Genomic DNA, 11,932 nt, shown 5'->3' on the forward strand with positions numbered 1-11,932 from the left:
ACCTTCCGGTGATTCACCACGCTTTCCTCATTCCCGCACCACGTCCCCGTACGCGCCGACGATCACCCGGGACTGATTCATCAGACTCTCGGAATCCTTATCCCAATAGCCACCGTGATGGCCGGAGTCCGTCACCATGATGGTGGCACCGAAATCCTCACTCGACGGCACATTCGGCACGAGATCGAAATCGAAATCGGGCAGGGGTATCCCGCCGAAACCACGCTCCACATCGAATCCGAAGTCGTTCTCACCATGGAGGATGCCCGCCAACGGCACCGGGTCGTCCCAGACGGACGCGGCCAGGGACCAGACGTGTTCCTCGCCGACTCCCAGGTCATCCGCCTTGTGCACCAGCATGCCGGGGCTGCCGACAGCGATGATGTCGTCGGCCGCGACAGGCGCTTCCTGCGTGGCCGCCCCGATGACCGTGCTGCCGTAGCTGTGGCCGATGACGGTGGTGTGGCTGTTCTCCGCACCGCCCTGCGCCGCCGTGAGCCCGTCGAGGAATCCGTTCAGCAGCGGTGCCGCGTCCCGCGCGTCGTCCTGGTATGCCGCGTCCGTCAACTCGTCCGGCGCGTCATATCCGTACCACATGACCGTGGACACGGTGCCATCGGTGAGAGAATCGCTTTCTCTCCAGAGCTGGGTGGCGCGCGTGATGTCACTGTTGATTTCGGTGAGGTCGGTGCTGGTACCGGGAACGTACACGGCCGTGTGATCCGCCGAATCCGGATTGCCGTTGGCGATGATGACGCGCCCGTCGCCCTCGGTACTGAATCCGAGAAGGTACGCCTCGGGCAGGCCGCCCACCCCGGTCTGCTCGAAGCGTGCCTGGATGTCCTCGATTCCCCGCAACTGGCCGGACAGCCGCTCCGACTCGTCGTTCCACTGGTCCCACTCCTCGGAGTCCTCGCCGGGCCTGCCCGCCATGTGCTCCGCGAGCAGCCCGCCGAGGCGCCCCTGTTCCACCTCCAGCACGGCGCGGTTGCCCATGTCCCGCACCTCGGCGGGCAGCCCGTCCAGGGCTCCGATCTCCGCCGGATGAAGCGCGAGGCAGAAGTCCTTCTCGCGCGTTGTCAGACCGTCCCACCATGCGCGGTTCTCCTGCGGGGACAGCCCGTTCGGGGGCTCGGGGGCGTGAAGAGAACCGACGGCGCCGGCCAGGGCACTGGTGTCCTGGCCGGTGTCCTCCCACATCGCGTCGGTGACGGACAGGCCGCCGGAGGTCTCCAGCCGTGCCAGGGCCTGGGCGTAGGCGGTGTCAGCCGTTTCCGCCGCCCGGAGCGCCTCGCCCACCCGGTTGGCGATTCGTCGCGCCTCCTCGATGTGCGGGTTCGGCGGGAGGGGTGCCCCCGGGTTGATGCCCACCTGAGTGGATGGCACCGGAGTGACGCGACCGCCTTCGTACCCGGCCGCGTCGGCATCGCCGACCACCGGCGGATAGGTGACGCTTCCGTCGTCGGCGACCTCGTAACCGCATGCCGACGCGTCGTCCAGGGCCAGGTGTAATTCGTTCCGCGCCACGGTCAGTTCCTCGACGAGGCAGGTGAGCGCGGTCTCCACGAGTGTGCACTGGACGCGCGTGAAGTGGTGGTTGTCCATGAGCACTCTCAGCCGCCCATGGGCGGCGACGGCCGTCTCGCCCTCTCCCGCGTCGAGTTCGGGCGTCATCCGCTGTTCCACGTGGTCACGCAGCCGCTCGGCCGTTCGCTGGACGCGGCCGAAGAGATTCGCCTCCCCGCTGTACACGGTCAGGCGCAGATCCCGCAGGCGGCTGACCGTGATCGTCACAGAGAACCTCCCGGCTCACGAGGGACCGGCTCCCGCCGGAACAGCCCCTCGATCTCCGTCTCGGTGCCCTCGAAACCGGTGGCGACGAGGTGGAACTCCTCCTGTAATCGCCGGCACTCGGCCAGCAGGTCGGCCAGTCGCCGCTCCCAGCTCGCCCGCACCCGCCCCATCGCGACGGCGGACTCCAGGTCCGCGAGAGTCGGTTCCGTCGACGATCGGTGCTCGTCCGAGTGCAGATCGCCGACGATCTCCGTCATCTCCTCCACCTGGGTGTCGGCGTGGCCGGAAAGCCGGCGCAGCGCGTCCGCCCCGATGTTCAGATCCGGTGTGCCCGGACCTCCCTGGTCACTCCAGGACATGGCCTCCCCTCCCGATCACGGGCGCGCGGCCCCGCGCCGGATACCGGTGTCGCCGCGTCACCCGCCCATCAGGCGGCCGGCGTTCCTCAGATCGACGCTGCGGTAGGAGGCTCCCGCCGTGTCCAGCGCGCTGCCCGTCTTGGCCAGCACGACGCTCAGCTTGCCCAGCTCCTCGTCGAAGACCCGCATGTTCGCCTCGAAGGCGCGCATCGCCTCGCCGTCCCAGCCGGCCGCGGCGTCCCGGAGGGCGCTCCGCAGCGCGACCATGCGCTCCAGGAGCTGCCTCTCCTCGGCCATCAACCCCTCGGATCCGGAGTTGAGGGCCTCGTACACGACACTGATGTCACCCATGGTGCTTCCCTTCCTGTTCCTCGGACGGTCGGTATGGCGTCACGCGAGGCTGTCGATGGTGGGGTTGCCCATGTCCTGGAGGCCGGACTGGGCGATCCTCATGCCGGAGATCTGCTCCTGCTCGGCCTCCGAGAAGTCGTTACGGCTCATCTCGACGAGGGTGCGCAGGTTCTCCAGGGCCTTGATCAACCGGTTCAGATTGAAGTTGGCGTCGGTCTGCCCGGAGTAGAACTGCCGGGACGCGTCGCCCGCCCATCCGGTGGCGACCTGGTCGGTCGCGGCCGACAGCTTGCCGTGGCTCGTGTTGAGGAGCCCGATCTCCTGGTCGAGCGCGTTGAGCAGCAGACGGATCTGTTCATCACTCAGATGCAGGTCACTGCCGGACACGGAGTCAGACATGTACTTCCCCTTTCGTGGTTATCGTTGCCGCGCGCTTGTGTTCAGACGGACGTCGTGTCGCGCCGCCGGTTGAGGATCACCGCCGTCAGGATCCCGGCCACCAGGAGAACCCCCGCGCCACCGGCCAGGGCCCAGGGGCCGATTCCGTCGTCCCCCCCACCGGTTGCCGCCGCCTGGTTCTCGGACGGAGCCGGTTGTTCCTCCTGGGCTTCCGCCTCCGACGGCTCCGGCTCGGGCTGGGGCTCCGGGGAGACGGGTGGGTCGAGGGTGGCCTCGTACTCCGCGAAGAGCGGGTTGGTGCCCGGGTCCCCCGGATCGACCGTGCCGTCGAGGAGAATCCGGTCGGGGCGGATCATGCCGTGGCCGACGTAGTCGTCACGACCGCCTTCCGGGGCATCGGCCGTCTCCATCATGGCGCGGAGGACCTGATTCTTCGTCCAGTCCGGATGCGCCGACCGCACCAACGCGGCGGCCCCGGCGGCGAGGGCGGTGGCCGCGCTCGTGCCGCCCTCGCTCACCAGGCACGGGTCGCCGTCGAGGAGCGGACAGTAGGTCGGGACATCGTCGCCGGGCGCCGCGAGGGCCACCTGCACGCCATGGTTCGAGTAGCGGGCGTGGTCCCCGTTCCGGTCGACCGCCGCCACGCCGACGATGCCCTCGCGAGCGGCGGGGAAGAGAGACCTGTTCTCGGTGTCTCCCTCGTTGCCAACTCCCGCGAAGATGAGCACGTCCTGGCGGGCTGCCTCCGCGATCGCCGCGTCGACGATCTCCCGGTCCGCACCGAGTTCGTCCCCCGCCAAGGAGATGCTGATGACCTGTGCGCCTTCCTCGACGGCGTACTCGATGGCGGTGGCAATGCGTGCCTCAGAGCCGAAGTCGAAGGTCAGTTCATCCGTCACCCGGAGAGGGAGGATCTTGGCCTCGGGTGCGAGACCTTGTATCCCCCCGCCCGCGCCGGTGCCCGCGATGAGGGCCGACATCAAGGTGCCGTGACCTGTCTTGTCGAAGTGGGCTCCGTCGGGGCCCCAGTTGAAGTCCTCGCCGTCGAGTACCTGACCCGCGAGCTCGGGCCTTGAGCTGTCCACCCCGCCGTCGATGACGGCGACGGTGATTCCCTCCCCGCGCGCGTGCTCCCACACTTCTTCGATCCGCCAGGTGTCCATGTACCAGGGATCCTGGGGACCTTCGGCCGCCACGGCTTGAGGCACTAACGCCAGAACGCCCAGGACCGCCGAGGTCAGCGAGAAGGCAACGGCCCGGCCGCCAGGTGAAAGGGCGGTTGGTCGGTGCGGCATGTACTCAGGTGTCCTTCCCCGGTTGGTCGCTGTCTTCCCGCCTGTCACCACGTCGGCGGCGGCCCGTCGGCACGGCCGCCCGCGAGATGGGGACATGGCGGCCGGTCGGCGTCCCGACGGGACCGCCTCCCGCTCCGCGCACCGCTCCCGTCACGGGATCCCGTACCGCCGGAACGGCACCGGAACCGATGGCCATGCCCTGCGGGATGCCACGGGTCAGCCTCTCCGCCGGACGCGCGATGCCGCCGACGACGCCCCGGGGGCCCGGCAGGTGCGACATCGCTCCGGGGGCACCAGGCATACCGGCCATGGGAGGCCGCCCCACCAGAGGTGTCTGTGCTCCGGAACTCACGACCTGGGCGGTCGGACGCGCGGACGGGTGGGCGTCCGGGCCTGAAGAACTGACGCCGGGCACGGAGTGACGACCGACGGCCTGGGGATTCGCCCGAGATGTGGTGCTCTGCCCCGGAAGTGAGCGCCCGACGCCCGGGGCGATCGGCGGGAGGCCCTGCGGCACTCCCACGGTGGGCTGCGCGGCCGGAGGCGGAGCGGATGGTGCGGGATTACCCGACGGCGACGTGGGGGCCAGTACGTCGGGAACAGGCCCCACGGATTCCAGGGACGTCCCGATTCGGCTGTCAACAGGCGCCACCGTGCCGGGCGTCGTGATGGCTCCGACCCCTCCGGGGTCGACCGCCTCCGGCTCGCGCGTGTACTCCAGTGGGGAACCGGTCGGCGCATCCGCGACTCCATTGCCCGACGCAGGCGCCCCTGCCGGGGCTGACGGGCTGCCGTACGACTGACCACCGCCGGACGGGAGGCCACCGGACCCTCCGCTCCCTTCCGGCACCATGATGTCGTCCTCGGCCACGCCCACCGGCTGGAACCGTGGTTCCTCCGCCGCTGTCATCGACTCGACGGCCGTGCGGTAGCGGGAGGAGAGGACCGTCAGCGCCTGAATGGCGTCCTGCCGGTGCGTCTCGCCCATCACCTGATCGAACGGGGTCGTCTCCTCGGCCGTGGGCAACGCGGGAGACAGGACCGGGGGCATGGTCGCACGGGCCTCGGAGAGCGCGGCGCCGGCGTCCAGCATGCTCTTGCCGATGATCGTCGCGTAGGTGCTGAGGGCCAGGGATTCGCGGCGGAAGTGCTCTCCCCACGCGCGGATCGCGTCGGCCGCCTCGCCCTGCCACTCCAGATTGTCCATCCGGGTCGCGATCACTTGGCCCACCTCGAAGAAATAGGGGGCGATGTCGCACAGGAAGTGCGCCCGGTCCGTCAGGGCCTCGGGGTTGGCGTCGGCGATCATCGCCGCCAGTTGTGCGTGCGAGTGGTTCTCGAACTCGCTCAAAATCCGTCCCTCCCCGTCACCGCTCCGTGGCGGGCGCGCCGCCGTCCTCGGCGTACAGCGATTCGAAGTTCGCCATGATCTCCCGCAGTCGGTCCACCTGGGCGGCGTCGGTGGCCACGTAGTCGCGTTCCGCCAACTGGGTCGCGATGCCCAGCAGTTCGATCGCGTCCTGCTGGGCGCGCGCGAAGCGCTCCAGACGGCCCCGGACATCCTCGTAGCGCGCGTAGATCTCACCCGCCGCCGCGAGGTCGCCGAATTGATGGACGGCCGTGCCGAGCCGCCCGATCTCGTCGGGGTTCAGCCCCGAGTCGCGCAGAGAGCGCAGGCAGTCGTTCAGCCAGTTGACGAAGTCGGCGAGCTCCCCGTCCGCGAGACGTAGATCGGGCTGGCCCGTCGGCTGGTACGGATCGCTCATCCCACCCCTTCCACAGGTCGTGCCCCCTCAGTCACCGTGGGCCACCCATCCTAAGCGGTCGCGCCGACAGCCGCGCAAGGCAGATGTGTGAACACCCGTCGGCAGAGGCGTAGTTGTGGCGAAGATCAGATCGTCTGCCGATTGCGCCGGACGGACGAGGGGTGGGTGGGGACCGAACGCTTATGCTGCTGCCGTGACATCGACACAGCAGGGACTCACCCCGCGTCAGGCCCGTCGGCTGCGGATGGGCATCGCCGGTGTGGCGATGGTCGCGATGGCGGTGGTGCTCGTCATACAGCTCGGTGACGGCTCGTCCCTGCAGTCCATAGGTCTGTACGGTGCCGCGTTCATCCTCTCCGGCGCCGTGATCGAGATGAGCCGGCGCGGCCGGACCCGGCTGGGGATGGCCGTGCTCGTCGCCGGTTTCGTGCTGGTCCTCGGTGCCGACTGGTGGCTGCGGAGCTTCTAGCCGGGAGCGGTCCGGTGACGGTGAGCCGCGCTACGATCACGGTGGGGCGTCCCTGTGTCCCAAGTCCCGCCGAGCGAAGGGAAAGTGCGCCGATGGCCACGACCGAGACCCCGGAAGAGATCGCCGCGCGCAAGGAGCGTGAGAAGAACGAGCTGTACGCCCTGGACATCTCGGGCGTGGAGTGGCTCAGCGCGCCCGGGGGCCCGGAGGACGAGAAGGTGGAGATCGCCTATCTGCCGGGCGGCGCCGTCGGCATGCGGAACTCGAAGGATCCCGACACCGTGCTGCGGTTCACCGCGGCCGAGTGGGAGGCGTTCGTGCTGGGGGCGCGGGACGGCGAGTTCGACATCGACGTGGAGTGACGGTCACCGCTTGACGCACGTGCGGGCGCCGAAGAGGCGGCCCTGCCGGCGGTCCGCGGCGTCGGTTCCAGGAGCTGGCGGCAGGTGCTGTGCTCGGCGCGGATGTGGCCCGCGTCGTCGTCCGTCGTGTGGCCCAGGGCGGGACTCCCGGCCGCGCCGGCCGCGGACCGGGGCGGAGCGCGCGGGCGGTGCGGTCGAGCGCCCGCGTCTTCCGGAAGTCGGGCGGTCGGTGCGGCCCGCACGCGGGTGATGTCGGCCGTCCCCTCGCGGGATGTTCGGAACCGAGCGTGGGCCGGTTCGTCCCGCGTCCAGGTCGCGTCGGTCCCGGGCACGCTGTTCACCGCCGCCGGTTTCTCAGCGGGCGCGGCGTCGTCGGTCGCGGTGGACGAGGGCGGCGCCCGCGACGACGGCGACCAGGAGGGCGGTGGCCAGCACGGCGAACGTGCCGAGCCGTTCGGCCCGTTCGGCGTGGGTCTCGCCGAGCACCACGTCCGGCACCTCGGGGGCGGGCGCGGCGGCGAGGCCCTCGTCGGGGACGGGTGCCTCGGCGGGCGCGACGTCGTCCTCCGTCACGGCCCGGACCGGGTCCACCACGCCCCACCCGACGTACGGGTCCGGGCCGGGAACGGCGCGCTCCGCCGTCTGCTGGAGCTGGGTGACGATCTGCGCCGCGGTCCAGTCCGGGTGCTCGGCGCGCAGCAGGGCCGCGACGCCCGCGACGTAGGGCGCGGCGAAGCTGGTGCCGTTGTCCACGCACTGGCCGCCGAGGGGGACGGTGGAGACGATGTCCACGCCCGGGGCGGCGATGCCGACGAAGTCGCCGGCCTGGGAGAACGGGGCGCGCTCGTTGTTGCGGTCGGAGGCGGCGACGGCCAGCACCCCGTCGTACGCGGCCGGGTAGGTCTCGCGGAGACGGCCGTCGGCGCCCTCGTTGCCCACCGAGGCGATGACGACGATGTCCTCGGCCAGCGCGTGGGCGACGGCCTGTTCCAGCGCGGAGTCGGGGGTGGGCGTCCCCTCGCTGTCCTGGGAGATGTTGATGATGTGGGCGCCCTGGCCGATGGCGTACTCGATGGACTGGGCGAGGGTCGCGACGCTGCCGCTGCCCTCGGCGTCGTTCTGCCGGATGGGGATGATCGTCGCCCCGGGCGCCAGGCCGACGAACCCGGTGTCGTCGCTCGGGCGGGCGGCGATGATGCCCGCCACCTTGGTGCCGTGGCCGACCGGGTCGGTGGTGGGCCCGCCTTCGGCGTCCTGGAGGAAGTCGGTGCCGGAGGCGGCGTCCACGGCCCCGGTGAGCTGGGGGTTGGCGGTGTCGACGCCGGAGTCGATGACGGCGACGCGCACGTTCTCGCCGCGCGTGTGCTCCCACAGCTCGTCGAACAGGAGGCGCTGGAGCGACCAGGGGCGCTCCTCGATGGGCTCGGCGGGGAACGTGCACGCGGCGCCGGCCGCGTCGGCGGCGGGGGCGCCGGTGACGCCGAGGGCGGCGGCCAGGCCGAGGGCCGCCGCCGCGCGGGCTGCTCGGGAGAGGGTCACGGGCTCACGACCCCTGGGGCTGCCGGGCGCTGTCGATGTCCAGGCGGGGCCCGGTCGGCAGCAGCGTGGACCAGCTCGCGGGCACGGGGACCGGGGTGACGTCCCCGTAGCCGAGCTTGAGCTGGGCCTGGTCCGTTTCCTCCTCGCCGGTGGCGGTGGCCTGGACGGCGTACCGCAGGCCGGTGTCGGTGGTGAGGAAGACGCCGCCCGCGCCGGTCTCCTCGCCCTGCATCTGGCGGTAGAGCAGGCCGGTGCCGGGGGTGACGTACGCGGTGGTGGCGCCCGGGGCGACGGGGGCGGGGTAGGCGTCGCCCGCCCAGACCGCCTGTTCCGTGCCGCCGTCGCCGTCCACGGAGAGCAGGACGGAGCAGAGGGTGTCGCGGGAGCCGTCGTTGACCTGCCGGACGGGCTCGGTGGGCCAGTCGAGGCCGTGGTCGAGGGCCTCCTCCGGCGGTGCGGGAACGAATCCCGCGGCACCGATGTCGAGCGGCTCGCCCGCCTGGCCGAGGGGATCGAGGGCCCGGCTGCCGAGGAGCAGTCGCGCGGTGAAGTCGGAGACGGGCACGACCTGTCCCGGCAGCACGACGTACTGCTGCGGGCCGCCGCCCGTCGTGGCGCGCAGGACCGTGCCGACGACGTCGGCCTCCGGGACGAGGCCGGGGACCCCGGCCGGGGCGCCGACGGTGCCGGGCAGGTCGGGGTAGGCGATCGGGGTCCCCTCGGGCAGGGTGGCCAGCCACTCCTCGCCGACCGGCTGCGGGTCGCCCCGGGTGAGCAGCCGCAGCAGCAGGTCCAGGTCCTCGCCGCGCTCGTCGAGGCGGTACTTGGTGCCCGCCGGGTCCACCAGGTACAGCGCCTGATCCTCCCCGGTGGAGCGGACGAACAGCACGTCGCCGCCGGTCAGTCGGCCGGGGCCCTCGACGCGCTGCGCGTCGCGGTCCGCGAGGACGAACACGGCCCGCTGAACGGCGTTCGCGCCGCTGCCCGGCTGCTCGCAGACGGCCCAGCGCTTGGCCTCGGCGGCCTCCTCGGCGGAGGGCAGACGGTCGGGGGCGTACGGGATGCCGAGGGTGGGGCCGCGCGGGATCGTCCCGCTGTCGAGCTCCTCCTCGTCGACGCTCACGATGCTCAGGTCGGACGGATCGTCCAGCAGGAGCCGCGCGGAGGACAGGTTGAGGACGGGGTGGAGCTGCGCCCGGCCGTCGGTCTCCAGCACCACGTACCGGGTGGTGGAGTCGCTGCCGATGATGACGTTCTCGCCCGGCTCGTCCCAGCCCTCGGGGACGGACGGGCGGAACATCCCCCACGCCCCGAATCCGGCCACGATCAGCGCGCCGACGATCATCCCGGGGAGCACGGCGCGCAGCGGGCGCGGCGCGTCCTCCCCGGTGACGGTCGGCGCGGGCCGCAGGAAGGCCGCGACGGTCCGCCGTTTCGCGAACGTGTAGGCGTTCAGCTCGTCCTTGCGCGACGCCATCGGTGCCGCTCCCTCCCCCGTGCCCGTACCCGTGAACGCTTCGTCAGTGCGGGCCTCTACTATGCCGGGTGACGGAGCGATCACGGTCAGGAGGGGGGCCCACGATGGCGACGACCACGACCACGACCACGACGGCCGCGCCCGCGACGGCGGGGCCGGACCGGTCGGACCGGCGCGTGGCGCCGAGGTCCCTGCCGGGGCCTGGCGGGCCGCTCCCGCTGTGGCCGCTGCTGTGCCTCCAGGGCGTGGGCGCGCTGGTGCTCCTGGGCGTGGCCGCGGAGAGCCCGCCGCTGGGCGCGCTGGCCGTGGTGCCCGCCGCGCTGCTGGTGCTGGTGTGCGTGGCCTGGCGGCAGGGCGAGTCGCTGCCGGCGTGGATCGGCTCCGCGCTGGCGCTGCGGCGCAGGCGGTGGCAGGCGCGGATACCGCTGCCGCCGGGCGAGGACCCGCTGTTCTCGCTGGCCGCCGAGTGCCGCCCCGGGCTGCTCGGTCACGCGTTCGCCGCGCCGGGCGGGCCGGACCGCCGGGAGCGGCGCGAGGTGGGCATGGCCGGCGACGGCGGGACGCTGACGGCGGTGCTGCGGGTGGAGGCCGCGCCGACGCCGTTGCAGCCGGGGCACGCGGTCAGGCCGTTGCCGTTGTCGCTGCTCCACGCGGCGCTGGAGACCGACGGCATCAGCCTGGAGTCCGTGCAGTCGGTGCAGTACACCCAGCCGGCTCCGGCGCCGATGCTGCCGGAGCGGTCGGTGGCCGGCACGAGTTACGCGCTGCTCCAGGAGCCGGGCGCCGGTGTGCCGGCGCTGCGGCTGACATGGGTGGCGCTGCGGCTGGATCCCGAGTTGTGCCCGGGCGCGATCGCCGAACGCGGCGGCGGTCTGGTCGGCGCGCAGCGCTGCCTGACGCGGGCGGCCGACCAGTTGGCGAGCCGGCTGACCGGGGCGGGTTTCACCGCGACGGTGCTCACCCAGGCCGAGTTGCTGTCGGCGGTCGCCGCGTGCGCAGGTTCCGACCCGGCGGCGACGACGCTGCGCGGCCGGGGCGACGGTCCGCATCCCCGGCGGACGGTCGAGGAGCCGCGCGTCTGGCGGTGCGACGACCGGTGGCACACGACGTTCCGGGTGGCGCGCTGGCCGCTGCTCGGGCCCGGCGCGACGCCGCTGCCGGGGCTGGTGGCGCTGCTGACGTCGCTGCCCGCGTTCGCCACGACGTTCGCGCTGACGCTGCGGCGGCGCGGGCGCGGGTCGGCCGAGGTGAGCGGCCATGTGCGGATCACCGGGCGGGGCGAGGGCGAGTTGCGGGCCGCCGACGAGCAGTTGTGGCGGGCCGCGCGTGCCGCCGGGGTGGGGCTGGCGCGGATGGACCGGCGGCAGTTGTCGGGCGTGCAGGCCACGTTGCCGCTGGGTGGTGCCCGCTGATGGCGCGCGCGGGGCATGTGTTCCCGGCCGGGGACCTGGCGGCGCTCTCGCTGCCGGTGGGCGACGACGGCATCATCGTGGGCGTGGACGGCAGGTCCAGGCCGGCGGTGCTGGGCATTCACCATCCGGTGCCGTTCGACATGGTGCTCATCGGGGGCGTGTGGATGGCGAACGTGCTGGCGCTGCGCGCCGTCGCGACCGGGGTGCGGGTGGCCGTCGAGACCGGCCGTCCCCAGGTGTGGACGCGGCTGGCGCAGGCGGCGAACGGCGGCCTGGAGTGCATGACGCTGCACGAGGTCGGCAAGGTGCCGCCGCTCGGCGCCACCCTGGGCAGCCCGGTGCTGGTCATCCGGGACTGCGGCATCCGGCCGCCGCGCGGGCGGGTGGCGTCCGCGCCCTGGCAGCCGGTGCTGACGCTGCTGCCCTATGTGAGCCCGGTGGCCCCCCGGCTGGTCGAACGGGCCGCGCTGGTGGGGGTGCAGCAGGTGTCGCCCGAGGAGGCGCGGCTGATAGGCCGGATCATGGCGCTGCCGGAGACGCAGGTGGACGCTTTGTCGACCTTCGCCGAGAACGTGACGCTGTGGTGCACCCGGACGTCGCGGCGCATGGTCCGGACGGTCCCGACGGACAGCGAGACGGGACTGCTGGGGAATCCGAGCCGCCTCGACCCCGGTACCGGGGGAGGGCAGGTCTAGGGGAGCACCCGGGG

Annotated in this window: 13 protein-coding genes; 4 read left to right on the plus strand and 9 right to left on the minus strand. The window is 72.3% G+C overall.

The genetic code is table 11. The features are described from left to right. Positions 1 to 27: 27 nt before the first annotated feature. From BN2279_RS20030 to BN2279_RS20060, 7 genes are all read right to left on the minus strand, one after another. Positions 28 to 1,605 carry an alpha/beta hydrolase gene (locus BN2279_RS20030; RefSeq protein WP_159037288.1) on the minus strand — a complete coding sequence of 526 codons (1,578 nt, stop codon included), beginning with the start codon at positions 1,603 to 1,605 and terminating at the stop codon, positions 28 to 30. A 185-nt stretch (positions 1,606 to 1,790) separates the two neighbouring features. Further along, positions 1,791 to 2,153 carry a hypothetical protein gene (locus tag BN2279_RS20035; protein ID WP_059011580.1) on the minus strand — a complete coding sequence of 121 codons (363 nt, stop codon included), beginning with the start codon at positions 2,151 to 2,153 and terminating at the stop codon, positions 1,791 to 1,793. Positions 2,154 to 2,210: 57 nt separating this feature from the next. Continuing rightward, positions 2,211 to 2,504 (minus strand): WXG100 family type VII secretion target, encoded by a 294-nt coding sequence (locus BN2279_RS20040; protein WP_059011582.1) that lies wholly within the window; start codon positions 2,502 to 2,504, stop codon positions 2,211 to 2,213. A gap of 39 nt (positions 2,505 to 2,543) precedes the next feature. Then, on the minus strand, positions 2,544 to 2,903 hold the full coding sequence (locus BN2279_RS20045; RefSeq protein WP_079032332.1) for a WXG100 family type VII secretion target: 360 nt from the start codon (positions 2,901 to 2,903) through the stop codon (positions 2,544 to 2,546). A 41-nt stretch (positions 2,904 to 2,944) separates the two neighbouring features. Next, positions 2,945 to 4,066 carry a S8 family serine peptidase gene (locus tag BN2279_RS20050; protein ID WP_059011586.1) on the minus strand — a complete coding sequence of 374 codons (1,122 nt, stop codon included), beginning with the start codon at positions 4,064 to 4,066 and terminating at the stop codon, positions 2,945 to 2,947. Positions 4,067 to 4,202: 136 nt separating this feature from the next. Next, complete coding sequence (locus BN2279_RS20055; RefSeq protein WP_059011588.1) at positions 4,203 to 5,549, minus strand: hypothetical protein; 1,347 nt, start codon at positions 5,547 to 5,549, stop codon at positions 4,203 to 4,205. Between the two features lie 16 nt (positions 5,550 to 5,565). Further along, positions 5,566 to 5,964, minus strand: coding sequence for a hypothetical protein (locus BN2279_RS20060; protein WP_059011590.1), 399 nt, complete (start codon positions 5,962 to 5,964; stop codon positions 5,566 to 5,568). A gap of 193 nt (positions 5,965 to 6,157) precedes the next feature. On the opposite strand from BN2279_RS20060, the gene BN2279_RS20065 reads away from it, so the two are divergent. Both BN2279_RS20065 and BN2279_RS20070 read left to right on the plus strand, forming a co-directional pair. Continuing rightward, positions 6,158 to 6,433: a hypothetical protein gene (locus BN2279_RS20065; RefSeq protein WP_059011593.1), complete on the plus strand. Its 276-nt coding sequence runs from the start codon at positions 6,158 to 6,160 to the stop codon at positions 6,431 to 6,433. A gap of 92 nt (positions 6,434 to 6,525) precedes the next feature. Then, a complete protein-coding gene (locus BN2279_RS20070) occupies positions 6,526 to 6,795 on the plus strand; it encodes a DUF397 domain-containing protein (protein ID WP_059011595.1) in 270 nt (89 codons plus the stop codon). A 354-nt stretch (positions 6,796 to 7,149) separates the two neighbouring features. Here BN2279_RS20070 and mycP read toward each other — a convergent pair whose 3' ends face one another. Together mycP and eccB are read right to left on the minus strand one after the other, a co-directional pair. Beyond that, the gene (gene mycP / locus BN2279_RS20075; RefSeq protein ID WP_059011597.1) at positions 7,150 to 8,334 is read right to left on the minus strand and encodes a type VII secretion-associated serine protease mycosin; all 1,185 of its coding nucleotides are present in this window, start codon (positions 8,332 to 8,334) and stop codon (positions 7,150 to 7,152) included. Positions 8,335 to 8,338: 4 nt separating this feature from the next. Beyond that, a complete protein-coding gene (eccB, locus tag BN2279_RS20080; protein WP_059011599.1) occupies positions 8,339 to 9,811 on the minus strand; it encodes a type VII secretion protein EccB in 1,473 nt (490 codons plus the stop codon). Between the two features lie 104 nt (positions 9,812 to 9,915). Between eccB and eccE the strand changes: the two genes are divergently transcribed. Both eccE and BN2279_RS20090 read left to right on the plus strand, forming a co-directional pair. After that, a complete protein-coding gene (gene eccE / locus BN2279_RS20085) occupies positions 9,916 to 11,223 on the plus strand; it encodes a type VII secretion protein EccE (protein WP_059011601.1) in 1,308 nt (435 codons plus the stop codon). Then, positions 11,223 to 11,918 (plus strand): hypothetical protein, encoded by a 696-nt coding sequence (locus tag BN2279_RS20090; protein ID WP_059011603.1) that lies wholly within the window; start codon positions 11,223 to 11,225, stop codon positions 11,916 to 11,918. Before eccE ends, BN2279_RS20090 begins: the two co-directional genes overlap by 1 nt. Positions 11,919 to 11,932 lie beyond the last annotated feature (14 nt).

Origin of the sequence: Streptomyces specialis (assembly GCF_001493375.1) — a bacterium.
Classification (GTDB): Bacteria; Actinomycetota; Actinomycetes; order Streptomycetales; family Streptomycetaceae; genus Streptomyces; species Streptomyces specialis.